Source organism: Isoptericola sp. b408, assembly GCF_030588085.1.
Lineage (GTDB): Bacteria > Actinomycetota > Actinomycetes > Actinomycetales > Cellulomonadaceae > Isoptericola > Isoptericola sediminis.
Genome location: NZ_JAUQYQ010000003.1, coordinates 118,501 through 142,218 on the forward strand (window position 1 = coordinate 118,501; position 23,718 = coordinate 142,218).

A 23,718-nucleotide genomic window follows, 5' to 3' on the forward strand; every position below is an offset into this window, starting at 1 on the left:
TCGTGCGGTCCGTCGCGGTGCGGACGGACCGCCTGCTGCCTGTCTGGCGAGGGGGTCCGACGGCGGTCCTCGCGGTGGTGAGCACCGCCTCGAGTTCCGCCGTCGTCGTCCCTCGGTATCGACTCTGCGCCCTGCGCAACCCCTGTGGCGAGGTTCTGAGAGAAGAACTTTCTCGGTTCTTCTCCTTGGCAGAAGGAGTGGCGCATGTCACCCTGGGGCATGGCCTTCACGACGACGTCGCGGCCGCCGGCGACGCCCCCCACGCCGCCCCCGGCCGAGTCCGAGCCCGACGCGCTGACGATCGGGCGACGCATCCGCCACCTGCGCCTGCAGCGGGGCATGACCCTCGGAGAGCTCGGAGAGGCGGTCTCACGTGCCCCGTCGCAGATCTCCATGCTGGAGAACGGCAAGCGCGAACCGACGATCGCGCGGCTGCAGGCGGTGGCGAAGGCGCTGGGCACCAGCGTCGACGACCTGCTGTCCCCCGAGGCCCCCTCGCGACGGGACGCCCTGGAGATCGAGCTGGAGCGGGTGCAAAGAGGACCGCTCTTCTCCGCGCTCGGGGTGAAGCCGGTGCGGGTGGGCAAGTCGCTGCCGACCGACGCGCTGGAGGCGATCGTCTCCCTGCAGGCCGAGCTGGAGCGGTTGCACTCCGAGCGGGCGCTCACCCCGGAGGAGGCCCGCCGCGCCAACACCGACCTGCGTGCCGACATGCGCGCGCAGGACAACTACTTCCCCGACCTGGAGATCGTCGCGCGCAGCCTCCTCGACGACGTCGGGCACACCCACGGCCCGGTCCCGCAGCGGGCGGCCGTGGACATCGCCTCGCACCTGGGCTTCTCCATCCACTACGAGTCGGACCTGCCGCACTCCACCCGTGCGGTCATCGACCAGCGCCACCGGCGCGTCTACCTGCCCAGCAACGGCATCCGCGGCCGGTCCGACGCCCGCTCCGCGCTGCTGCAGGCCCTGGCGTCGCACGTCCTGGAGCACACCGAGCCGCGCGACTACGGCGAGTTCCTGCGCCAGCGCGTCGAGGCGAACTACCTCTGCGCGGCGCTGCTGCTGCCCGAGCGGGAGGCGGTCAAGCACCTGCGCGAGGCCAAGGACGCCCGCGCGATCTCCATCGAGGACCTGCGCGACGCCTTCGCGGTCTCCTACGAGACGGCCGCGCACCGGTTCACCAACCTCGCCACGCGGCACCTCGGCATCGGCGTGCACTTCATGAAGGTCCACGAGTCCGGGGCGATCCACAAGGCCTACGAGAACGACGGCGTCCGGTTCCCGGCCGACGCCCTGGGCACCGTCGAGGGTCAGCACGTGTGCAAGCAGTGGACGGCCCGGGTCGTGTTCGACGTCAAGGACCGCCTGAGCCCGTACTACCAGTACACCGACACCTCGACGGGGACCTACTGGTGCACCTCGCGGGTCCAGGACACCCCGGACGGGCAGTTCTCCGTGAGCGTCGGTGTGCCGTACGCGCAGGTCAAGTGGTTCCTGGGGCGGGAGACGACGGCGCGGTCCACCTCGCGCTGCCCGGACGAGTCGTGCTGCCGCCGGCCCTCGCGGCCGCTGGCCGAGCGCTGGGACGGCAACGCCCTGCCGAGCGCACGCCCGCACGCCTCCATGCTCGCGGCGATGCCGTCGGGGGCGTTCCCCGGCGTGGACACCACCGCGGTCTACGAGTTCCTGGACCGGCACGCGCCGGCGGAGTAGGCGGGGCCGGGACCTTCCCTGCGGGGCGCCGTGCCCGGGGTGTCGCGCCGAGCGCGCCGCACCACCGGGCACGGCGTTCTCGTCGTGCGCCCCGTGGGCCTGACGGCAGCCGGTCCCAGCGATAGCATCGGGACGACCCGAGACCCGGGTCACGGTCCCGACGGAGAACGAAGAGGTTCATGACCGACGAAGCTGCTCTGCGCCCCGAGATCCGGGATGCCGTGGACGACCTCCCTGCCGACCTGCGGCGCTGCGCCAACCACCTGCTGAGCGTCTACACCGACGACGACATGACGGAGCGGGAGCCCCGCGACGTGGTCGGTGCGGCCGCGTCCACCTGCCGGTTCGCGCACCGGCGCGACCCGGGACAGACGCTGGTGCGCGCCTTCACCCCGACGCTGCGCGAGGACGGCTGGACGTCGCGGCGCACCGTCGTCGACATCTGCACCGACGACGTGCCGTTCCTGGTGGACTCCGTCGACGGCGCCATCGCCCGCCACGGCGGGACGGTGCACCTCATGCAGCACCCCGTGGTCGGGGCGCAGCGCGACGAGTCCGGCGAGCTGCAGGGCCTCCACGCCCGCGGCGGTCTGCCCGAGTCGTGGATGCACGTGGAGACGGACCGCATCACCGACGACGACGACCGTGAGGCGCTCGTGACGCGGCTGCAGGAGGTCGTCGCCGACGTGCACGCCGCCGTCGAGGACTGGAGGGCGATGCGCCGGGCCTGCCTCGACATCTGCACCGACCTGCGCGTGCAGCCGCCGCCCACCGCCGATCCGGCGACGGTCGCGCCCACGATCGAGTTCCTCACCTGGCTCGCCGAGGACCACTTCACCTTCCTCGGCTACCGCGAGTACAGCCTCGACACCGTCGACGGCGAGGACGTGCTGCGCCCCCTGTCGCACACCGGCCTGGGGATCCTGCGCAAGCCCACCACCGACATCGTGCACCTGCGCCCCGAGGCGCAGCGCACCGCGCGGGAGCCGCGGCTGCTGACGATCACCAAGGCGAACTCGCGGGCCACGGTGCACCGCGACGTCTACCTGGACTACGTCGGGGTGCGCACCTTCGACGACGAGGGCAACGTCACCGGCGAGCGCCGCATCGTCGGGATCTTCACGTCGGCCGCCTACGCCTCCTCGGTGCTGACCCTGCCGATCGTCGCCGCGAAGGCCCGCGCCGTGCTGAGCGCCTCCGGGTTCGCCCCGACCTCGCACTCCGGCAAGGACCTGCTGCAGGTGCTGGAGCAGTACCCCCGCGACGAGCTCTTCCAGGACAGCCCCGAACACCTGCACGACGTCGCCAGCCAGGTCATCCGGCTGCGCGAGCGCCGGCAGAGCCGCATCTTCCTGCGCGCCGACGAGTTCGGGCGCTTCGTCTCGGCGCTCGTCTATCTCCCGCGCGACCGGTACAACACCACGGTGCGGCTGCGCATCGAGGACCTGCTGCGCGAGGCGTTCGCCGCGGAGCGCGTGGAGCACACCACCCGCGTGGACGACTCGCCCCTGGCGCAGCTGCACTTCGTCGTGCGGGTCCCGAAGGACACCGGGATCCCCGCGGTGGACGAGGAGGACCTGCAGCGCGGCCTCGAGGACGCGGTGCGGACATGGACGGCGGCGCTCGTGGACGAGCTGCACCACGTCCACGACGAGGAGACGGCGGCGCAGATCCTGCACCGGTACGGCACGGCCTTCTCCGAGGCGTACAAGGAGCACATCACCCCGGCGGCGGCCGTCGGCGACATCGGGCGTCTCGAGGGGTTGACCGAGGCCGAGCCGATCGCGGTGCACCTGTACACGCCGGAGGACGCCGACCCGAGCGTGCGTCGGCTGACCGTGGCGTCGCTCCGCGAGCACCGGCTCACCTGGGTGCTGCCGCTGCTCACCGGCCTCGGCGTCGACGTGCTCGACGAGCGGCCGTACACGGTGCAGCCCGCGGACGGCTCGACGCGGTACATCTCCGACTTCGGCATCACGGCGCCCGACCCGGCGCTGTGGCAGGCCGAGGGGGCCGCCGCTGCGCTCGAGGACGCGTTCCGCGCCGTCTGGTCCGGCGCCGCGGAGAGCGACGGACTCAACGCGCTCGTCCTGCGGGCCGGCCTGCCGTGGCGCGACATCGTGATCCTGCGGGCCGTCGGACGCTACCTGCGCCAGGCCGGGTCGGCCTTCTCGATGGAGTACATCGACGAGGCGCTGATCGCCCACCCGCAGCTCGCCGCCGACCTCGTGCAGCTCTTCGCGCTGCGGTTCGACCCCGATCTCGACGAGTCCGACGGCGACCGCGACATGAGGGCCGCGCGGGCGAGCGTCGACCTGCTGGAGGCCTTCGACGACGTCGCCAGCCTCGACCACGACCGCATCCTGCGGTCGTTCCTCGGCGTCATCAACGCGATGCTGCGCACGAACTTCTACACCCGCGACGACGCCGGCGACCCCAAGCCGTGGGTCTCGATGAAGCTCGACTGCTCGCGCGTGCCGGACCTGCCGCTGCCGCACCCGATGGCCGAGATCTGGGTGTACTCCCCACAGGTCGAGGGTGTGCACCTGCGGTTCGGCAAGGTGGCGCGCGGTGGCCTGCGCTGGAGCGACCGGCGCGAGGACTTCCGCACCGAGGTGCTCGGGCTGGTCAAGGCCCAGATGGTCAAGAACGCGGTCATCGTCCCGACCGGGTCCAAGGGCGGCTTCGTCGCCAAGCAGCTGCCGGACCCGTCGGACCGGGCTGCCTGGCTCGCCGAGGGGAAGGCGGCCTACCGCACCTTCATCCGCGGCCTGCTGGACGTCACCGACAACCGTGACGGCGGCGAGGTGGTCCCGCCGGAGCGCGTCGTGCGGCACGACGGCGACGACCCGTACCTCGTCGTCGCGGCCGACAAGGGCACCGCGTCGTTCTCGGACATCGCCAACGGGATCTCCGCGGAGTACGGCTTCTGGCTCGACGACGCCTTCGCCTCCGGCGGGTCGGACGGCTACGACCACAAGTCGATGGGCATCACGGCCCGCGGCGCCTGGGAGTCGGTCAAGCGGCACTTCCGCGAGCTCGGGCACGACACCCAGACCGAGGACTTCACCGTGGTGGGTGTCGGCGACATGTCCGGGGACGTGTTCGGCAACGGCATGCTGCTCTCGGAGCACATCCGGCTGGTCGCCGCCTTCGACCACCGGCACGTGTTCGTCGACCCCGACCCGGACGCCTCGACGTCGTACGCCGAGCGGCGGCGGCTGTTCGAGCTGGCCGGGTCGACCTGGGACGACTACGACCGTGAGCTGATCTCCGCCGGCGGCGGAGTGTTCCCGCTGTCGGCGAAGTCCGTGCCGGTGAGCCCCCAGATGGCCGAGGCGCTCGGGCTGGACCGCGGCGTCACGGCGCTCACCCCGAACGAGCTGAAGCGGGCCGTCCTGCTGGCTCCGGTGGACCTGCTCTGGAACGGCGGCATCGGCACCTACGTCAAGGCGTCGACGGAGACGAACGAGGACATCGGCGACCGGGCGAACGACGCCATCCGGGTCGACGGGTCCGCGCTGCGTGTACGGGTGATCGGCGAGGGCGGGAACCTCGGCGTCAGCCAGCGGGGCCGGATCGAGGCCGCGCTGTCCGGCGTGCAGGTGAACACCGACGCGATCGACAACTCGGCGGGGGTGGGCACCTCCGACCACGAGGTCAACATCAAGATCCTGCTGGGCGCGGTGATGCGCGAGGGCCGCCTGGACATCACCGACCGCAACAAGCTCCTGCAGTCCATGACCGACGAGGTCGCGGCCCAGGTCCTGCGCGACAACTACGAGCAGAACGTGCTGCTGGGCAACTCCCGGGCCAACGCGGCGGTCATGCTGCCCGTGCACGCACGGCTGATGACCTCGCTCGAGGAGCGGGGCGACCTGGACCGTGCCCTCGAGGTGCTGCCCGGTCCGGCCGAGATCGAGGAACGGATCGAGCAGCGGCAGGGACTCACCCGCCCGGAGTTCGCGGTGCTGATGGCCTACGCGAAGCTGGCCCTCAAGGACGACCTCAACGAGACAGACCTCGCCGAGGACCCCTGGTTCGCCCGCACCCTGGCCGACTACTTCCCGACGGAGGTCCGCGAGCTGTTCCCCGACGACCTCGTCGACCACCCGCTGCGCCGCGAGATCGTCGTCAACGCCGTCGTGAACTCGATGGTCAACCGTGGTGGCATCACGTTCGCCTACCGGGCCGCCGACGAGACCGGTGCCCCGACCGAGCAGGTCGCCCGGGCGTTCGTCGCCGCGCGCGAGATCATGGACCTGCAGGGCTTCGTGGAGGTCGTGGAGGCCACGGACAACGTGGTGTCCTCCCAGGTGCAGACCGACCTGTACCTCGAGTTCCGCCGGCTGCTCGACCGGGCCGCACGGTGGTTCGTCCAGCACCGGTCCGACCTCATCGACGTCGGCGCCGAGATCGAGGCGTTCGCCGAGCCCGTGCGGTCCTACACCTCGCGGCTCGGTGAGCTCTACCAGGGCGAGGAGCTGCGGCAGTACCAGGCCGAGTTCGCCTCCCTCGAGGAGGCGGGGTGCGGTCCCGAGCTCGCCCGGCGCGGCGCGAGCCTGCTCGGCGCCCTGCCGCTGCTCGACGTCGCCGAGCTCGCGGCGACGCGCGAGTGGGACCTGGACGAGGTGGCGCAGACCTACTTCACGCTGTCGGGCCGGCTCGGCGTGCCGGACATGCTCACCCGCGTCTCGGCCCTGCCGCAGGACGACCGCTGGGACTCGATGGCCCGGGCCGCGCTGCGTGACGACCTCTACGCGGTCACGATTGCGCTGACGGCGTCCGTGCTCGAGCACACCGATCCCGGGGACGCCACGGAGCGGATCGACGCCTGGATCGCGGCCGGGGGGACGACCGCCGAGCGGGCCCTCCACGCGATGGCCACGGCCGATGCCGTGGAGGACCCGGGGATCGCGACGCTGTCGGTCGCGCTGCGGCAGCTGCGCTCGCTCGCCCGCTGACCCGCGCTGACCCGCTCACCGCTGTGGGCAAGAAAGATGCGGCCCGGCGCCGGCGGACGGCCGCCTCAGTCATGCCCACAGCGGGCCGGGCGGCCGGGCGGCCGGGCGGCCGGGCGGCCGGGCGGCCGGTGGGCGGGGGTGCCGTCGGCGCCCCCGCCCGGGACGGCTCAGGCCTCGAGCAGCAGCGCCTCGCCCTGCCCGCCGCCGCCGCACAGCGCGACCGCTGCCCGGCCCGTCTGCCCGTCGGCCCGGCGCCGGGCCAGCTGGTGCGCGGCGTGCACCGCGAGCCGCGCGCCGGACGCCCCGATGGGGTGACCGAGCGAGATGCCGCCGCCGTGCGGGTTGACGATCTCGGGGGAGATCCCGAGCACCCGCCGCGAGGCCGCCGACACGACGGCGAAGGCCTCGTTGATCTCGACGTGGTCGAGGTCGTCCGCGGTCCATCCCTCGCGCGCCAGCGCCGCGGAGATCGCGTTCGCCGGCTGCGAGTGCAGCGAGGTGTCCGGTCCGGCGACCTGGCCGGCCGACCGGACCGTGGCCAGCACGGACACCCCGGCCGCCTCGGCCCGGGCCCGGGTGGTCAGCACGAGTGCCGCGGCGCCGTCCGAGATCTGCGAGGCGTTGCCCGCCGTGATCGAGCCCTCGCGGGAGAAGGCCGGGCGCAGCCGGGCCAGGCTCTCGGTCGTGGTGTCCGGCCGGACCCCCTCGTCGGAGGAGACCACGATCGGGTCGCCCTTGCGCTGCGGCACCTCCACCGGTGCCAGCTCGGCGGTGAACACGCCGTCCTTGGCGGCACGGGCGGCCCGCTGGTGCGACGCCGCCGCCACCTGGTCCTGCTCCTCGCGATCGACGTGCACCGAGCCGGTGTTGTGCTCCTCGGTGCTCAGCCCCATCGCCTGGCCGTCGAACGCGTCCGACAGCCCGTCGCGGGACACGGCGTCGAGCAGGGTCGCGTCCCCGTACCGGAAGCCGGCACGGGCCCCCGGCAGCAGGTGCGGCGCGTTCGTCATGGACTCCTGGCCGCCGACGAGCACGGCCGTGGCCTCGCCGGTGCGCAGCAGCCGGGCACCGTCGATGACCGCGGTCAGCCCGGACAGGCACACCTTGTTGACGGTCACGGCGGGCACCGTCATCGGCACGCCCGCGGCGACGGCCGTCTGGCGGGCCGGGTTCTGGCCGGCGCCGGCCTGCAGCACCTGGCCGAAGACGACGGTGTCGACGTCCCCGGCGACCGCGCCCGCCTCGGACAGCGCCGCCCGGGCCGCGACGGCGCCGAGCTCGACCGCCGAGAGCGAGGCGAGGGCCCCGCCGAGACGCCCCTGGGGTGTGCGGGCGGCGGAGACGACGACCACGTCGTCGGGTCGGGGTTCGGTCGTGCTGGTCATGAGGCTCGCTCCTCGTCGTCGAGGGCGGTGTCGGGGTCGCCGACGGCCGCCACGGCTGGGGTGGTCCGGACGGTGGCGCGCACGGCGTCCACGACGAGCGCGAGCACCTCCTCCGGGCGTTCGAGGTGCGGCGAGTGGCCGACGTCCTCGAGCACCTCTTCACGGTACGCCCCGCCGCGGGCGGCGTAGGCATCCAGCACCGCCCGGGTCTGGCCGACCATGGGTTGCGGGGGGCACTCCACGGCCCCGGGCCACCCCGGGACGGCACCGAGCTCCCCGAGGCGGGCCAGGTCGAGGGCCGAGGTGTCCGAGACGATCGCGTCCAGCGCACCGCGGACCCACAGCACCGGCGGCTGCGGCTCGACCGCCGCGAACCCGGACAGGTCCAGGTACCGCGGGGCGATGGCGTTGTTCATGCCCCGGGTCCCCGGGGCGACCCCCGGCCAGTGGTCGGAGGTCGTCAGGTCGCCCGGGTAGTGGTCCGGACCGGTCCGGGTGCTGAGCACCGAGTCGAGCAGGTCCTCCTCGTCCGCGGCGATCGTGGCCGCGTCGGCCACGTAGAACGCCCGCAGGACGCCACGGGGCGACCCGGGGTCGTCGGACCGGTCCCCGGCCGCGATGGCGGCCACGAAGTCCGGGTTGGCCGTCCCGCCTCCCGACCCGGCGTGGTCCGGGGCCGTCGGGGTGCCGACCAGGTCCCGGGTGCCGCCGAACCCGTAGGGGGACATCGGCGCCTCGAGCACCAGGGCGGCGAACCGGGACGCGTCGTCGATCGCGAGCTGCAGCACCACCCCGGCGCCGGCCGAGTGGCCGAGCGCCGTCAGCGGGGGAGCGTCCGCCCCGGCCAGCCCGAGGGCGTCGACCACGGCCGCCACGTCGTCGGCGAGGTCGCCCAGGCCGCGGGTGGCGTCGATCGGCAGCGGCTCGCTGTCGCCGAACCCGCGCAGGTCCACGGCGACACCGCGGACGTCGGCAGGCAGGGAGGCGAGCAGCCGGGAGAAGAACGCCGACGACGAGCAGTTGCCGTGCACGCACAGCAGCGTCGCCGACCCGCCCGGACCGGTGTCGCGCACGTGGAACGTGCCGCGCCCGGTCGTCACGTCGGTGCGGTGCACCGACCGCGCCGTCACGCGTCGCCGCCGACGACGGCGGGCGGCCGGACGGCGTGCGGGGCCGAGGCGAGGGGGGCGTCGTCCAGCTCGACGGTCAGCTCGGGCTCCGTGCGCTCGCGCACCTCGTCCTCGGTGACGCCGGGGGCGAGCTCGCGCAGCACCAGCCCGTCCGGGGTGACGTCGATGACCGCCAGGTCGGTGATGATGCGGTGCACCACCTCCCGACCCGTCAGCGGCAGGGAGCACTCGTGGACGATCTTCGGCGAGCCGTCCCGGGCGGTGTGCTCCATGACGATGATGAGCCGGGACGCGCCGTGCACGAGGTCCATGGCGCCGCCCGGGCCCTTGATCATCTTCCCGGGGATCATCCAGTTGGCCAGGTCGCCGGTGGCGGAGACCTGCATCGCCCCGAGGATCGCGGCGTCGATCTTGCCGGCGCGGATCATGGCGAAGCTCGTGGCCGAGTCGAAGATCGCCGCACCGGGCAGCGTCGTGACGGTCTGCTTGCCGGCGTTGATGAGGTCCGGGTCCACCTCGTCCTCGGTCGGGAACGGCCCGACGCCGAGGATGCCGTTCTCGCTCTGCAGCACCAGGTGCTTCTCCGGCGGCACGTGGTTGGGCACGAGCGTGGGCAGCCCGATGCCGAGGTTGACGTACCAGCCGTCGAGCAGCTCGCGGGCCGCGCGGGCGGCCATCTCGTCGCGGGTGAGCGCCATCGCTCAGCCCTCCTTCCCCGCCGTGGCGGACTCGTCGGTGGTGCGGACGGTGCGGCGTTCGATCCGCTTGGGGGCGTCGGGGCCGACGACGATCATCCGGTGCACGAACACCCCAGGCAGGTGGACGTCGTCGGGGTCGATCTCGCCGGGTTCGACCAGCTCCTCGACCTGGGCCACGCAGACGCGGCCGGCCATCGCCGCCAGCGGGGAGAAGTTCCGTGCCGAGCGGTGGAAGACCAGGTTGCCGAACCGGTCGCCCTTGGCGGCGTGGACGAGCGCGAAGTCGGTGCTGATCGCCTCCTCGAGGACGAACTCCTGCTCGTGCACGCCGTCGGCCGCCACCACCGGGAAGGTGCGGATCTCCTTGGCCGGGCTGCCGACCGCGATCCCGCCGGACCCGTCGTAGCGTCGCGGCAGACCGCCGTCGGCGACCTGCGTGCCGACGCCGGTGCGGGTGTAGAACGCGGCGATGCCGGCGCCGCCGGCGCGCAGCTTCTCGGCGAGCGTGCCCTGCGGGGTCAGCTCCACCTCGAGCTCACCGGTGAGGAACTGCCGCTCGAACTCCTTGTTCTCGCCGACGTACGACGACGTCATCTTGCGGATGCGCCCGGCGTTCAGCAGGACGCCGAGCCCCCAGTCGTCCACTCCGCAGTTGTTGCTCACGACCGACATGTCGTGCGTGCCCTGCTCGAGCAGCGCCTCGATCAGCGCGATCGGGTTGCCGCACAGGCCGAACCCGCCGACGGCGAGCGAGGCGCCGTCGGGGATGTCGGCCACGGCCTCGGCAGCGCTGCCGACGACCTTGTCCAGACCGGTCGGTTCTGCGGCGGGGGGAAGGGGTGTGCTCATCGGACCTCCTCGGTGAGGGCGCCGAGCAGGGCGCCCGTCTCCGCCGCGACGGCGGCGCTGCCGTCGCGGCTCATGACGATCGTGTAGTGGTTGACGTCCGGCACGTCGCGGGGCCGCAGCGCCGGGGCCCGCTGGACCCACCTTGCCATGTGTTCGGGGTCGTACAGCGCCACCGGTTCGTCCAGCAGCCCGCGCGGGGCCCTCAGCAGGGTCGTCGGGCGCTGCAGACGGCCCAGCGCGGCGGCGACCGGGCCGTCGGCGTGCAGGTCGAGGGAGTCCGCCGCCACCGCCTCCGGGTTCGAGGCGGGGCGCATGCCCTGCGGGGACGGGACCAGGTCGTAGTCGACGTAGTCCAGCACGACCGGACCCCACACCGCGGTGAACGCCGGGTGCTCCGACCAGAACGCCCGGTACGCCGCGGCGTCCGGGAAGGTGCGGCGCAACCGCTCCGCGGCGGGCCCCAGCACGACCCGCAGCCGCTCGGCCGGGGTCGCCGCGGGGTCCAGCCCCGGAGGTTCCGGCAGCGGCACACCCCCGTCGACGAGCAGCAGGCCGGCGACGACGTCGGGGTGCCGGTCGGCCAGCACCACGGCGACGAAGGCCCCCATGGAGTGCCCGACGACCGGCACCGGCCCGTCGGCGACCGCCCGGGCGACCGCGGCGACGTCGTCGGCGTGCCGGGCCATGCCGAACGGACCGGGCAGGTCGCTGCTGCGGCCCCGTCCGCGCAGGTCCGGCGCCACGACCCGCACGCCGGACAGCGCGCCGGCCAGCAGCGGCCAGGCGAGGTGCGAGGCGGTGATGCCGTGGACCGCCAGCACGGTCGGTGCCCCTGCGACCACGTCGCCGGCGTCGTCGACCGGGTCCCACACGCCGATCCGCAGGGCACCGCCGTCCACCGGGACGTCGAGGGTGCCGTAGCGGTGGCCCGGCACCGTGTGGCGCAGGGTCGGGACGGCGGGTGCGGCGCTCATCGCGCGCTCCAGCCGCCGTCGACGGTCCACGAGGCGCCGGTGACCATGCGGGCCGACGGCCCGGCGAGCCAGGCGACGAGCTCGCCGACCTCCGCGGGCTCGGTGAGGCTCTTGATCGCCGACTCGGTGAGCAGCACCTTCTCGAGCACCTCGGACTCGTCGATGCCGTGCACGCGGGCCTGGTCGGCGATCTGCTTCTCCACCAGCGGCGTGCGCACGTAGCCGGGGTTGACGCAGTTGCTCGTCACGCCGTGGGGGCCGCCCTCCAGCGCCGTGACCTTCGACAGCCCCTCGAGCCCGTGCTTGGCCGCGACGTACGCCGACTTGAACGGCGAGGCGACGAGCCCGTGCACGGAGGAGAGGTTGACGACGCGGCCCCAGCCGCGCTCGTACATGCCGGGCAGCACCGCCCGGACCAGGAGGAACGGCGCCTCGAGCATGATGCGCTGGATGAGCCGGAACGCCTCCGGGTCGAACTCCTCCAGCGGGCTGACCCGCTGGATGCCGGCGTTGTTCACCAGCACGTCGGCGTCCAGCGACAGGTGGTCGAGCTCGCGGGTGTCGGCCAGGTCGACGACCCAGGCCTCGCCCCCGACGTCGTCGGCGACCCGCTCGGCCGCCTCCGCGTCCCGGTCCGCCACGACCACGTGGGCCCCGCGCGCGGCGAGCGCCGCGGCGGCGGCGGCACCGATACCGCTGCCGCCGCCGGTGACGACGGCGCGGCGGCCGTCCAGGTACGTCTCGTCGCTCATGCGCGGGGTCCCTCCTTCGATGTCGGGCCTGACGCCCCGGGTGCCGACGGGGGGTCGGCACGCGGCGCCAGCGCTCGTTCGATGAACTGCATGGTCTGGTCGAACACGTCCTCGGGGATCTCGGGCAGGCGGTCCTCCTGACCGGGACCGGCGCCGTCCGCGGGACCGTCGGCACCGCCCCACAGCACCCAGCGCATCCCGACGATCTCGCCGATGCCCATGAGCGCCCAGGCGGCGACGGTCGGGTCGACGTCACCGACCTCGCCGTTGGCCCGGGCCTTGTCGAGGCCCGTCACGTACCCCTCGACGATGCGCTGGTAGTGGCGGCGCAGCGCGTCGGGCGCGACGAACTCCGCCTGGCGGATCACCCGGTACAGCGCCGGGTGCTCGGCGGTGAACCGGAAGAAGGCCCGGAACCCGGCCCGCTCGGCCTCCAGCCGGTTCGGTGCCTGCGAGCTCGCCTCGTACATGGCCTGGCGCACGCGCTGGTTGAGGTCGTCGACGAGCTCGACGAACACCTCGTGCTTGCCCTCGAAGTACAGGTAGAACGTGCCCATCGCCACGCCCGCCGCCTCGGTGATCTTCACGATCGAGGCGTCGTGGTAGCCCAGGTCGGCGAACACCTGCTCGGCGGCGGCGAGGATCTTCGCCCGGGTGCGGTTGCCGCGGGCGGTGCGCGGAGCGGTGCTCATCGGGCCTCCTCGGTACGGCGCGCCCGCAGGGCGTGCCGGGGGATCTTGTGCAGGGACGTGCGGGGGAGCCGGTCGACCAGCTCGAACCGCTGCGGCACCTTGAAGTGCGCCAGCTCGCCGCGGCAGTACGTCTCGAGCTCCTCGGCGTCCGTGGCGTAGCCGGCCCGGGGGACGACGAAGGCGTGCCCGACCTCGCCCCACCGGGCGTCGGGCACACCGACCACCGCGGCCTCGGCGACCCCCGGGTGACGGTGCAGGACGGCCTCGACCTCGGCGGGGGAGACGTTCTCCCCGCCGACGATGAACAGGTCCTTGAGGCGGTCGACGATCCGGTGGTACCCGTCGGCGTCCCGCTCGACGAGGTCCCCGGTGCGCAACCAGCCGCCGGCGAACGCCGCCGCCGTCGCCTCCGGGTCGCGGAAGTACCCCGTGAAGATCCCCGGCCCGCGCACCAGCAGCTCCCCGGTCGCCGCGCCCTCGAGGTGCTCGCCGGTGGCCGGGTCGGCGATCGCCACGTCGACGTGCGGGTAGGGCTTGCCGGCCGACCCCGGACGGTCGCGGGCCTCGTCGTCGGGCAGGCACAGCACGTTCGGGCCGGCCTCGGTGAGGCCGTACCCCTGGGTGAGCGCGACGCCGCGGCGGTGCCACGTGCGCAGCAGCGGCTCGGGCATGGGGGCGCCGCCGACGACGGCGGTGCGCAGCGAGGACAGGTCGGCGCGGGCGAATCCCGGGTGCTCGGCCAGCAGCAGGTACTGCGTGGGCACGCCCATCATGGTGGTGACGCGCCGCTCGGCGATCAGGCGCAGCACCCGCTCGGGTTCGAAGGTCCGTTCCAGCACGACGGTGGCGCCGCTCCACCAGGCCAGCAGCGGCTGGATGTTCCAGCCGCCGGCGTGGAACTGGGGCAGGACGCTGAGCACGACGTCGTCGTGGGACATCTCGACCGTGCGGCTGAACGCCAGGTTGGTCCAGAAGCAGCTCCGGTGCGTGAGCACGGCCCCCTTGGGCCGACCGGAGGTGCCGGACGTGAACAGCAGCAGCAACGCGTCGTCGTCGCGGACCTCGCGCTGCTCCGGGGCGTCGTCGGCGCCGCGGCGCGTGGGCGCCGGCACGGCGGCCTCGACGCCGGAGCGGCCGAGCGCCGCGGACCGCGGCGGCACGGCGAGACGGTCGAGGGCCGCGCGCGCCAGGGTGGCGAACTCCTGCTCCACGAGCACCAGGGCCGGGTCCGCCTGGTCGAGCTGGTCGGCCAGCTCGCGCGGGGAGGACCGCCAGGACAACGGCGTCAGCACCAGCCCCGCCCGGGCGCAGGCGAAGAAGAGCACGACCTGGTCGGCGCTGTTGCCGGTGACGGTGGCGACGCGGTCGCCGACCCCGTACCCGGCGGCGCGCAGGGCCGCGGCGAGGCGGGCCGCGCGGTCGTCGAGCTCGGCGTAGGTGAGCGTGACCCCGCGGTCGTCCACGGCGACACGGCGCGGCGTGGACGTCGCCCGGTCCCGCGTCCAGCGGCCCAGCGTGTGCAGGTCCGTCATGCCGACTCCTCCATGAGGTCGCGCGCCCCCTCGCGACGTCGCCGGTGCGACAGCCGCTGCGCCGCGCCGGCGATCCCGCCCGGCAGGAACAGCACCACGAGGATGAACAGCGTTCCCAGGATGAACAACGGTTCGCTCAGCGGCACCCGGAGGACGGACGGCAGACCGGCGATGGCCTCGGAGGCGGCGAGCGCCCCGAGCCGCTGGTCCAGCAGCGTGTACAGCACGCCGCCGACGACGGCGCCCCACCGGGAGCCCACACCACCGAGCACGACCATGACCAGCAGCGTGAGCGTGAAGTCGGCCGAGGTCACCCGGGGCACGGCCCCGGACTGCAGCAGCAGGTAGGCCATGCCGACCGCCGTGGCCAGGGTGGCCGCCACGACGAAGACGAGCAGCTTGACCAGGTAGGGGCGCCCGCCGACGACGCGGACCCGCATCTCGTTCTCGCGGGTCGCCGCGGCCACGTGCCCGGCACGGGAGCGCTCGACCCACAGCACGACGGCGTAGACGACGACCAGCACGACGAGGGCCAGCCAGTACAGGTTGCGCGTGTTCATCACCCCGACGAGCGCGTCGGGCACATGGGTGGTGTCCAGCGCGAGCCCCTCCTCGCCGCCGGTGGCCCCGGCCGGGTTGCGCCGGACCAGGACGTTGCCGGCCTGCGCGAACGCGAGGGTGACCATGGCGAACGAGATCCCGGTGACCCGCAACGAGATCGCGCCGACGACGTGCGCGACGACGATCCCGCCGACGAGCACGACACAGGCGGCGGGCAGCAGCGGCAGGTCCGTGCGGTCGAGCACGATGGCCAGGCCGTAGACGCCGACGGCGAAGTACAGGGCGTGCCCGAAGCTCAGGAGTCCGGCGACGCCGAACAGCAGGTGGTAGCTCAGGGCGAGGGCCCCGACGAGGAGCGCCAGCGCCAGCACCTGCAGCGTGCCCGGGGTGTAGGTGGGCCCGGGGAGTACGCCGGGCAGGGAGATGGCGAGCAGGGGCAGGCAGGCCAGCAGGACGACCAGGCCGAACCCGCCGGCGAGCATCAGCCACCGGCGCCGGGCGGGCGCGGGGACGTTCTCGTCGTGGGGGAGCGGCGCGGCCGGGCGGTCGGGCGGCGTCGAGGTCTGCTGCGTGGTCGGCTGGCTGGTCATGCGCTCCTCCCCAGGAGGCCGGAGGGACGGACGAGCAGCACGAGCGCGAGGAGCAGGACGACCACCAGGTCGCCGACCCCCCAGTAGTAGTTCGCGAACTGCTGCAGGACCGCGACGAGGACGGCGGCGACCGCGGCCCCGGTGAGGGACCCGAGCCCACCGATGACGGTGACGATGAAGGCGAAGATGAGCAGGTGCGCGCCGAGGTGGGGGGACACGTACCCGAAGTACTGCGAGGCGAGCACCCCGCCGAGCCCGGCGGCGGCACCGCCCACGGCGAAGACCAGGGTGAAGGCCTTGCGCACGTCGATGCCCAGCGCCGTGACCATGGCGCGGTTCTCCACGCCGGCACGGATGATCAGGCCGAACCGCGTGTAGCGCAGGAAGAGCACGATGCCGACCAGGACGAGCACGGCCGCACCGATGGCGAGGAACCGGTCGTTGGGGATCGGGGCGCCGGCGACGTCGGTCGTGCTGCGCAGCCAGGCGGGCCCCTCGATGAACTCGGGGTCGGACCCCCACGTCCCCTCGAACAGCGCGACCGTCGCCAGCGCCAGGCCGACGGTCACCAGGACCTGCTCGATGTGGCGCTCGTACAGACGGCGCACGAGCAGCAGCTCGGTGAGGGCGGCGAACGCGGCGCCGACCGCGGCGCCGACGACCAGCGCGAGGCCGAAGATGCCCCAGCTGTCGGCGCCGAGCCGACGGGCCACCTCCCAGCCGGCGAAGGCGCCGAGGGTGAGGAACGAGCCGTGGGCGAAGTTGAGCACGCCCATCAGCCCGTAGATGAGGGACAGCCCGGAGGCGACGAGGAAGTACAGGGCACCGAGGCCGAGCCCGGTGATCAGGAGCAGGACGATCGTGCTCATGCGGCGTTCTCCGAGGTGTGCACGCCCAGCAGGCGCTGGATGCGGTCGGGGTCGTCGAGCAGCTCGGCGGCGTCGCCGGTGTGCACCACGCGTCCGGCGTCGATGACGACGACCGTGGTGGCGAGCCGGGAGATGACCTCGAGGTTCTGCTCGACGAGGAGCACCGGGGCGCTCGCGGCCGCCTCGGCCAGCGCCGTGGCGACCTCGGTGACGATCTTGGGCGCCAGGCCCTTCGTCGGCTCGTCGACCAGCAGCAGGCGGTTGTCGTTGAGCAGCGCCCGGGCGAGCGAGACCATCTGCTGCTGCCCGCCGGAGAGCGTCCCCGCCCGCTGTGCCGACCGCTTGACCAGGTCGGGGAACAGGTCGGAGACGAGCTCGCGGCGCGGCGACGCGTCCCGTTCGGCGAGACGCAGGTTCTCCGCGACGGTGAGCCCGGCGAAGACCTCGCGGTCCTCGGGCACGTAGCCGACCCCGCGGCGCACGATGCGGTCGGTGCTCAGGCGGTCGATGCGCTCGCCCGCCAGGGTCACCTCGCCGGTACGGTCGTAGAGGCCCAGGAGCGCCTTGAGGGTCGACGTCTTGCCGACGCCGTTGCGCCCGAGGACGGCGGTCACGCCGGTGGCCGGGACGTCGAAGGTGACGTCCTCGACGACCTGCTGGCCGGCGACGGTGGCCCGCAGGTTCCGGACTTCGAGGATGGGCTCGGTCACGCGACGTCTCCCAGGTAGGCGCTCTGGACGGTGGGGTCGGACATGACGGCCTCCGGGGTGTCGTAGGCCAGCAGCTCGCCGTGGTGCATCACGGCGACCCGGTCCACGAGCCCGAGGACCACGTCCATGTGGTGCTCGACCATGAGCACCGTGCGGCCGCTGCGGTGCAGCCGGCGGATGACCTCGCTGAGGCCGGGGACGTCGGACGAGGAGACACCGGCCATGGGCTCGTCGAGCAGGATGACGCTCGGGTCGGTGGCGAGCAGCACGGCGATCTCCAGCTTGCGCTTGTCGCCGTGGGAGAGGTCCCCGGCGGCGACGTCGAGCCGGTGCGCGAGGCCGACCTCGGCCAGGTGCTCGACCGCGCGCCGGGTGGCGGCGTCGCCCCGGTGCGGGAACGCGAGCACCGACAGGCTGCGGCCCAGGTGGGTCTGGGCCGCGAGCCGGACGTTCTCGAGCACGTCGAGCCGCGGGAAGACGCTGGACGTCTGGAACGTGCGGCCCAGCCCGGCACGGGCCCGCCGGGCGACGGGGTCGCCCGTGACGTCACGGCCCGCGAGCCGGACGGTGCCCGCCGTGGGGCGCAGCACCCCGGAGACGAGGTTGAACAGTGTCGTCTTGCCGGCCCCGTTGGGGCCGATGACGCCGATCATCTCGCCGGGCGCGACCTCGAGGGTCACGTCGTGCAGGATCTGCGCGCCGCCGATCTGCAGTCCGAGGCCGCGGACGGCGAGGGCGGGCACGGAGGGGTCCGTGCCGGGCTGGTGCTGGGGCATGGTCAGTCGGCCTCCGGCGGGGCGACCGCGTCGGCGGGCACCTCCTCGACGAGCTCGGGCATCCAGGAGCCGTCGGACTCGACGAGCCCGACCTGGTACATCGGCTGGATGACCGCGTGGTCCGTCTCGCGGATCGTCGTCGAACCCTTCGGGCCGTCGAACGTCCAGCCCTCCAGCGCGCCCACCATGGCGTCGACGTCGTCGCCGCCCTCGGCGATCGCGTGGACGATCATCTGCGCCGCGACGAAACCGTCCGGGGTGAAGAGGTCGGGGGTGCCGCCGGCCTCCTCGACCGCGGCGACCATCGCGTCGTTCACCTCGTTGTCCGGGGCGCCGGGGAAGTAGTGGTTGAGGAAGTCGACCTTGCCCGCGGCGTCGCCGTAGGCGTCGAAGGTCGCCGCGTCGCCGAGGCCGGTGACCACGGTGGTGGCGTCCAGGACGCCCTGCTGGTCCAGGCCCTGCCACATCGCGCCGGAGGAGGCGCCGGCCCACGCGACGAACACGAGGTCGGGGTCGGCGTCGACGACCTGCCGGGCGAACGGGGTGAACTCGGTGGCGTCCTCGGGGACGAGGACGCTGTCGACGTCGGCGCCCTGCGCGCCGAGGACCCCCTCGACGGCGGCGAGGTTGCCCTGGCCGAACGCGTTGTCCTGGGCGAAGACGAGCACCTTGGCGCCGTCCGGGTCGACGAACGTGCCCGCCGTGGCGACGTCCTGGAGGGACTGGCGGCCGGACCGGAACGTGTAGTCGTTGATGCCGGTGATCGCGTCGGCGGCGGCCGGGCCGGAGACGTAGAGGACCTGGTTCTGCTCGGCCTGCTCGGCGAGCTTGAGCGCGATGCCGGACGAGACCGTGCCGCCCATGATCTGCACGCCCTGGCCGATGATGTCCTTCGCGTGGTTGACGGCCTTGTCCGGGTCGCCGGCGTCGTCGAGATAGGTGACCTCGATCGGGCGTCCGTCCACCTCGCCGGTGCCGTCCGTGGCGTGGTCCAGACCGGCCTCGAAACCCTCGTGGTACGCCTCGCCGTAGGCGGCGAGCGGCCCGGTCTTGGAGTAGATGATGCCGACCTCGACAGGTTCGGCCGCGGCGCTCTCGCCGCTGTCTTCGGTACCGCCGACCCCGCCGTCCGCCGGTGCGCACGCGGCCAGCGTGAGCGCCGTGACAGCGGTGGTGGCCAGTGCGAGGGACCTCTTCGTGACCCGCATGACTCCGCCCTTCGTTGGGATACCACCCGCAAACATGACAGGTGATTCAGGTATGAGGATCTTGGGTGCGGAGGTGTCCGACTGTCAAGACGGTGCGGCGCGGATCCGGTCACGATCCGGTCACGGGCGTGGCGCCGTGGCAGCACGAAGGCCGCCGCCCGGCGTGGGCGACGGCCTTCGGGACGGTGGTCCCGGGCTGCCGGGACGGCGGCCGGACCTTAGTGGTCCTTGCGGTCCTGCTCGTCGCCGATGAGCGTGGTGACCTCGTCGGGCAGGTCGTCACGGTTCATGTCCGGACCGCGCTCCTGCTTGACGTCCCACCGCAGGGTCAGGGCGCCGAGCGTCGCGGCGAGGACCGAGGCGATGAGGATGGCTGCCTTCGCCCCGAGCGTGAACTCCGACCCCTCCTCGAAGGAGAGCTCCGCGATGAGCAGGGAGACGGTGAACCCGATCCCCGCGAGGAAGGCGACGGGAAGCAGGTCGCGCACCCCGATGCCCTGGGCGAGCCGCAACGGCGTGACCCGGGTGACGAGCCAGGTCGTGCCCAGGATGCCGATGAGCTTGCCGAGCACCAGACCGGCCACGATGGCGAAGACGATGGGCTGACCCAGGATCTCGGCCGGACCCCCGCCGTCGACCAGGTTCACGCCCGCCGAGAAGAACGCGAAGATCGGCAGCGCCAGCCCCTGCGACCACGGCTTGACCACGTGCTCGTAGTGGTGGGTGCGGGTGTCGGTCTCGCCGTGGATCGGGCGGGCGGTGGCCGCGAAGCCCATGAGCACGCCCGCGATGGTCGCGTGCACGCCCGAGGCGTGCATGAACGCCCAGGCCACGACGAACAGCGGGATGAGCAGCCACCACTTCGGCGACCGGGTGCGGATGTACCAGGCGAAGACCGCGATGACGACCAGCGACCCGCCGAGCCAGGCGCCGTTGATCTCGCTCGTGTAGAACACCGCGATGATGATGATCGCCAGCAGGTCGTCGACCACGGCGAGCGTCAGCAGGAACGTGCGGATCGCGACGGGCAGCCCCTTGCCGAAGACGGCCAGGACGGCGAGGGCGAAGGCGATGTCCGTGGCCGTCGGGATGGCCCAGCCGTGCAGCGCCTCCGAGTTGCCGAGGGAGAGCACCATGACGACGTAGATGATCGCCGGCAGTGCCATGCCACCGACGGCAGCGAGCATGGGGACCCCGGCCTGCTTGGGGCTGCGGAGCGAGCCGGCGACGAACTCGTGCTTGAGCTCGAGGCCGACCGTGAAGAAGAAGATCGCCAGCAGGCCGTCAGCGGCCCAGGAGGCCAGCGACAGGTCGAGGTGGATGTACACACCGCCGATGTAGGCCGGTCCCACCACCGTCTGGGAGAGGGTCTCGTAGGCCTCTCGCCAGGGTGAGTTGGCGAGCACCAGGGCGATCGCGGCGGCGCCGATGAGGAGGGCGCCGCCGGTCGTCTCCCGTCGCAGGAAGTTCCCGAGACGGGTGCCGAAGGACTGGGTCGTCGTGTCGTGGCTCAGGGCATGCTCCCGGGTCGTCGATGGGCACGGGCCGGCGTTCCAGCCGACTTCACCGACCAGACTTCCCGGCTCGCCAGGGGATCATGCTACCCGGGGACCCGCCGCGTGCCCTGCGGTCACGCCGACCCGTCACACATCGCCTCCAGGCGCAGCACCGTCCGCCAGTTGCGGCCCGTGGTCCAGGTCCCGGTCGCACGGTCGAGACGCGCGCTCGTCAGCCGGCTGCGGCCGATCCCTGCCGGGTAGTGCACGAACAGGGCCCCGCCGCGGGTCGCGAGCCGCTCCGGACCGTCGTGGTCGGCCGCCAGTCGGGCCACGCCCTCCTCGTCCACCGCCGTCGGACCCACGTGCAGCTGCAGGTGCGACGGGTCGTCGCGGGCCGCATCGGGGAACGGGTTCGCCGCGACCAGGTGTGCCAGCCGTGCCGCCGACAGCGCCAGCAGCGGGACCTCGGTCCCGAGGGCGGCCGCCAGGGCGTTCGCCGTGCGGGCAGCCACGTCCTCGGCGTCCCCGCCGTCCGCCGTCGCCACGAGGTTCCCGCTGGTCGCGTACGTGCGCGCGCCCGTCAGGCCGGCGGCCGAGGCCGCGGCGCGCAGGTCGGCGGCGCCGACGCGACGGTTCGACCCGATGTTGACCCCGCGCAGCAGCACCACGAAGCTCGTCATGCCGCCATCGTGCCGCGTCGGCCACGTCGGTGTGAATTCTCGATGACGTCTTCGCGCCACGCCGTCCGTGTGACCCCGATCACGTCCCGCGGGTCGTAGCGTGTCGCTCAGGACACCCACCCAGGGCGTCCCCGGGAGGCCAACCGATGGAGTGCTCGCTCCGTGCAGGAGGGCCGGCCCCGGTCCTGGTGCACGTCGTGCACGAGGCCGGTCGCCCGCCCCACCCGCCCTTCGGCTCTGCATGAGGGAGCACACCGTGGCCCACACCGAAACCACCCCCGCCGCCCGGACGTTCGTCATCGACACGTCCGTGCTGCTGTCCGACCCCCGCGCGATCCAGCGGTTCGCCGAGCACGACGTCGTGCTGCCGGTCGTCGTCGTCACCGAGCTCGAGGCCAAGCGCCACCACGCCGAGCTCGGCTACTTCGCGCGCAGCGCGCTGCGCGCCCTGGACGACCTGCGCGTGACGCACGGACGCCTGGACGCCCCGATCCCGATCGGCGAGGACGGCGGCACCCTGCGTGTCGAGCTCAACCACACCGACCCGGAGGTGCTGCCGGCGGGGTTCCGGCTCGGGGACAACGACACCCGCATCCTGTCCGTCGCCGCCAACCTGGCGGCCGAGGGGCGGGACGTGACCCTGGTGTCCAAGGACCTGCCGATGCGGGTCAAGGCCTCGGCGGTCGGCCTGCGCGCGGAGGAGTACCGGCACGAGCTCGCCGTCGACTCCGGGTGGACCGGCATGCGCGAGATCGCCGTCACCGACGACCAGCTCTCCGCCCTGTACGACGGGACCGAGCTCGATCTCACCTCGCTCGCCCCGGAGGTGATGGCGGAGGCCTCACCCCTGCTGTGCCACACCGGGCTGGTCGTCCACGGAGGTGGCGGGTCGGCGCTGGGCAGGGTCACGGCGGACAAGCGGATCAAGCTGGTGCGCGGGGACCAGGAGGTCTTCGGCGTGCACGGGCGGTCGGCCGAGCAGCGGGTCGCGATCGACCTGCTCACCGACCCGGACATCGGCATCGTGTCCCTCGGCGGCCGCGCCGGCACCGGGAAGTCGGCGCTGGCGCTGTGCGCGGGCCTCGAAGCGGTGCTCGAGCGGCGGCAGCACCGCAAGATCCTCGTCTTCCGACCGCTGTACGCCGTCGGCGGGCAGGACCTGGGCTACCTGCCGGGTTCCGAGTCCGAGAAGATGAACCCGTGGGCCCAGGCGGTCTACGACACCCTGGGCGCGCTCGTCTCCCCGCACGTCGTCGACGAGGTCATCGACCGCGAGATGCTCGAGGTGCTGCCGCTGACGCACATCCGCGGCCGGTCCCTGCACGACGCCTTCGTCATCGTGGACGAAGCGCAGTCGCTGGAGCGCAACGTCCTCCTCACGGTGCTGTCCCGGGTCGGGCAGGGGTCGCGGGTCGTCCTCACCCACGACGTCGCGCAGCGTGACAACCTGCGGGTCGGCCGCCACGACGGCGTCGCGGCGGTCATCGAGGCGATGAAGGGGCACCCGCTGTTCGCCCACGTCACCCTCACCCGGTCCGAGCGGTCGCCCGTCGCGGCCCTCGTCACGGAGATGCTCGAGGGGCTGGAGATCTGAGTTCGGCCCCCGCCCCGGGTCGTTGTGGGCGTGAAATCTACGGTTCTCCGTCGTCGGCACCTGCAGATTTCACGCCCACAACGAGCGGGAGGGGTCAGCCCTGGGCGGGGCGGGAGGCCGCCACGCCGATCATGTGCCCGCGCTCATGACGACGCCCGGGTCCGGAGCACTCCGGACCCGGGCGTCGTCACGACGGCCGGTCGTCGACCGGTCAGCTCGACCGGCGCAGCCTGCGCGAGACCAGGACCGATCCCGTGCCGAGGCCGAGCACGGCGAGCGCGACCCACAGGAGGGTCAGGTCGCTACCGGTGGTCGGGAGGTCCGGCGCCGTCGGCACGGTCGGCGGAGTCGGCGGGGTCGGCGTGGGCTTCGGTGTCGGGGTCGGCGTGGGCTTCGGCTTGTCGGGGAGGTGGTTGGTGACGGTGACGGTGACGTTCGGCTCGTTGTCGTCGATCAGGACGCCCTCGGTGTCGGCGCCGGTGGGGTCGTAGGTGACCTCGGTGCCGGCGGGCAGGGTGTCGGTGGTCTCGACCACGACG

General features: G+C 73.2%; 19 protein-coding genes. 3 read left to right on the forward strand and 16 right to left on the reverse strand.

Annotated features, from left to right (window positions below):
• Positions 1-219 precede the first annotated feature (219 nt).
• Complete coding sequence (locus tag Q6347_RS09180) at positions 220-1,716, forward strand: helix-turn-helix domain-containing protein (RefSeq protein ID WP_304603794.1); 1,497 nt, start codon at positions 220-222, stop codon at positions 1,714-1,716.
• Positions 1,717-1,895: 179 nt separating this feature from the next.
• On the forward strand, positions 1,896-6,680 hold the full coding sequence (locus Q6347_RS09185; RefSeq protein WP_304607193.1) for an NAD-glutamate dehydrogenase: 4,785 nt from the start codon (positions 1,896-1,898) through the stop codon (positions 6,678-6,680).
• Between the two features lie 167 nt (positions 6,681-6,847).
• Here Q6347_RS09185 and Q6347_RS09190 read toward each other — a convergent pair whose 3' ends face one another.
• From Q6347_RS09190 to Q6347_RS09260, 15 genes are all read right to left on the reverse strand, one after another.
• Positions 6,848-8,065, reverse strand: coding sequence for an acetyl-CoA C-acetyltransferase (locus tag Q6347_RS09190; protein WP_304603416.1), 1,218 nt, complete (start codon positions 8,063-8,065; stop codon positions 6,848-6,850).
• Positions 8,062-9,180: an alpha/beta fold hydrolase gene (locus Q6347_RS09195; RefSeq protein ID WP_304603417.1), complete on the reverse strand. Its 1,119-nt coding sequence runs from the start codon at positions 9,178-9,180 to the stop codon at positions 8,062-8,064. The genes Q6347_RS09190 and Q6347_RS09195 overlap by 4 nt, the downstream gene beginning before the upstream one ends.
• Before the next feature lie 11 nt (positions 9,181-9,191).
• On the reverse strand, positions 9,192-9,893 hold the full coding sequence (locus tag Q6347_RS09200; protein ID WP_304603418.1) for a CoA transferase subunit B: 702 nt from the start codon (positions 9,891-9,893) through the stop codon (positions 9,192-9,194).
• 3 nt (positions 9,894-9,896) lie between these two features.
• The gene (locus tag Q6347_RS09205) at positions 9,897-10,742 is read right to left on the reverse strand and encodes a CoA transferase subunit A (RefSeq protein ID WP_171247869.1); all 846 of its coding nucleotides are present in this window, start codon (positions 10,740-10,742) and stop codon (positions 9,897-9,899) included.
• Positions 10,739-11,716, reverse strand: a complete 978-nt coding sequence (locus Q6347_RS09210; protein ID WP_304603419.1) for an alpha/beta fold hydrolase — start codon at positions 11,714-11,716, stop codon at positions 10,739-10,741. Before Q6347_RS09210 ends, Q6347_RS09205 begins: the two co-directional genes overlap by 4 nt.
• On the reverse strand, positions 11,713-12,468 hold the full coding sequence (locus tag Q6347_RS09215; protein ID WP_304607194.1) for a 3-hydroxybutyrate dehydrogenase: 756 nt from the start codon (positions 12,466-12,468) through the stop codon (positions 11,713-11,715). The genes Q6347_RS09210 and Q6347_RS09215 overlap by 4 nt, the downstream gene beginning before the upstream one ends.
• Complete coding sequence (locus Q6347_RS09220; protein ID WP_304607195.1) at positions 12,465-13,160, reverse strand: TetR/AcrR family transcriptional regulator; 696 nt, start codon at positions 13,158-13,160, stop codon at positions 12,465-12,467. The genes Q6347_RS09215 and Q6347_RS09220 overlap by 4 nt, the downstream gene beginning before the upstream one ends.
• On the reverse strand, positions 13,157-14,692 hold the full coding sequence (locus Q6347_RS09225; RefSeq protein ID WP_304603421.1) for a class I adenylate-forming enzyme family protein: 1,536 nt from the start codon (positions 14,690-14,692) through the stop codon (positions 13,157-13,159). Before Q6347_RS09225 ends, Q6347_RS09220 begins: the two co-directional genes overlap by 4 nt.
• Positions 14,689-15,735, reverse strand: a complete 1,047-nt coding sequence (locus Q6347_RS09230; protein ID WP_304603795.1) for a branched-chain amino acid ABC transporter permease — start codon at positions 15,733-15,735, stop codon at positions 14,689-14,691. The genes Q6347_RS09225 and Q6347_RS09230 overlap by 4 nt, the downstream gene beginning before the upstream one ends.
• 104 nt (positions 15,736-15,839) lie before the next feature.
• The gene (locus Q6347_RS09235; protein ID WP_171247863.1) at positions 15,840-16,712 is read right to left on the reverse strand and encodes a branched-chain amino acid ABC transporter permease; all 873 of its coding nucleotides are present in this window, start codon (positions 16,710-16,712) and stop codon (positions 15,840-15,842) included.
• On the reverse strand, positions 16,709-17,422 hold the full coding sequence (locus Q6347_RS09240; protein WP_304603422.1) for an ABC transporter ATP-binding protein: 714 nt from the start codon (positions 17,420-17,422) through the stop codon (positions 16,709-16,711). Before Q6347_RS09240 ends, Q6347_RS09235 begins: the two co-directional genes overlap by 4 nt.
• Positions 17,419-18,198: an ABC transporter ATP-binding protein gene (locus Q6347_RS09245; protein WP_304607196.1), complete on the reverse strand. Its 780-nt coding sequence runs from the start codon at positions 18,196-18,198 to the stop codon at positions 17,419-17,421. Before Q6347_RS09245 ends, Q6347_RS09240 begins: the two co-directional genes overlap by 4 nt.
• 2 nt (positions 18,199-18,200) lie before the next feature.
• Positions 18,201-19,406: a substrate-binding domain-containing protein gene (locus tag Q6347_RS09250; protein WP_304607197.1), complete on the reverse strand. Its 1,206-nt coding sequence runs from the start codon at positions 19,404-19,406 to the stop codon at positions 18,201-18,203.
• Between the two features lie 218 nt (positions 19,407-19,624).
• Positions 19,625-20,980, reverse strand: a complete 1,356-nt coding sequence (nhaA, locus tag Q6347_RS09255; RefSeq protein WP_369810842.1) for a Na+/H+ antiporter NhaA — start codon at positions 20,978-20,980, stop codon at positions 19,625-19,627.
• 56 nt (positions 20,981-21,036) lie between these two features.
• Positions 21,037-21,585 carry a DUF1697 domain-containing protein gene (locus Q6347_RS09260; RefSeq protein WP_304607198.1) on the reverse strand — a complete coding sequence of 183 codons (549 nt, stop codon included), beginning with the start codon at positions 21,583-21,585 and terminating at the stop codon, positions 21,037-21,039.
• 241 nt (positions 21,586-21,826) lie between these two features.
• Between Q6347_RS09260 and Q6347_RS09265 the strand changes: the two genes are divergently transcribed.
• A complete protein-coding gene (locus Q6347_RS09265) occupies positions 21,827-23,179 on the forward strand; it encodes a PhoH family protein (RefSeq protein ID WP_369810831.1) in 1,353 nt (450 codons plus the stop codon).
• Positions 23,180-23,390: 211 nt separating this feature from the next.
• Here the strand turns inward: Q6347_RS09265 and Q6347_RS09270 are convergent.
• The coding region (locus tag Q6347_RS09270; protein WP_304607200.1) for an LPXTG cell wall anchor domain-containing protein at positions 23,391-23,718 on the reverse strand (328 nt) is incomplete at its 5' end.

Coding starts and splice junctions, on each gene's coding strand:
- Q6347_RS09180 (WP_304603794.1), top strand. CDS start 220: ATGGCCTTCACGACGACGTCGCGGCCGCCGGCGACGCCCCCCACGCCG.
- Q6347_RS09185 (WP_304607193.1), top strand. CDS start 1,896: ATGACCGACGAAGCTGCTCTGCGCCCCGAGATCCGGGATGCCGTGGAC.
- Q6347_RS09190 (WP_304603416.1), bottom strand. CDS start 8,065: ATGACCAGCACGACCGAACCCCGACCCGACGACGTGGTCGTCGTCTCC.
- Q6347_RS09200 (WP_304603418.1), bottom strand. CDS start 9,893: ATGGCGCTCACCCGCGACGAGATGGCCGCCCGCGCGGCCCGCGAGCTG.
- Q6347_RS09205 (WP_171247869.1), bottom strand. CDS start 10,742: ATGAGCACACCCCTTCCCCCCGCCGCAGAACCGACCGGTCTGGACAAG.
- Q6347_RS09210 (WP_304603419.1), bottom strand. CDS start 11,716: ATGAGCGCCGCACCCGCCGTCCCGACCCTGCGCCACACGGTGCCGGGC.
- Q6347_RS09215 (WP_304607194.1), bottom strand. CDS start 12,468: ATGAGCGACGAGACGTACCTGGACGGCCGCCGCGCCGTCGTCACCGGC.
- Q6347_RS09220 (WP_304607195.1), bottom strand. CDS start 13,160: ATGAGCACCGCTCCGCGCACCGCCCGCGGCAACCGCACCCGGGCGAAG.
- Q6347_RS09225 (WP_304603421.1), bottom strand. CDS start 14,692: ATGACGGACCTGCACACGCTGGGCCGCTGGACGCGGGACCGGGCGACG.
- Q6347_RS09230 (WP_304603795.1), bottom strand. CDS start 15,735: ATGCTCGCCGGCGGGTTCGGCCTGGTCGTCCTGCTGGCCTGCCTGCCC.
- Q6347_RS09235 (WP_171247863.1), bottom strand. CDS start 16,712: ATGAGCACGATCGTCCTGCTCCTGATCACCGGGCTCGGCCTCGGTGCC.
- Q6347_RS09245 (WP_304607196.1), bottom strand. CDS start 18,198: ATGCCCCAGCACCAGCCCGGCACGGACCCCTCCGTGCCCGCCCTCGCC.
- Q6347_RS09250 (WP_304607197.1), bottom strand. CDS start 19,406: ATGCGGGTCACGAAGAGGTCCCTCGCACTGGCCACCACCGCTGTCACG.
- Q6347_RS09260 (WP_304607198.1), bottom strand. CDS start 21,585: ATGACGAGCTTCGTGGTGCTGCTGCGCGGGGTCAACATCGGGTCGAAC.
- Q6347_RS09265 (WP_369810831.1), top strand. CDS start 21,827: ATGAGGGAGCACACCGTGGCCCACACCGAAACCACCCCCGCCGCCCGG.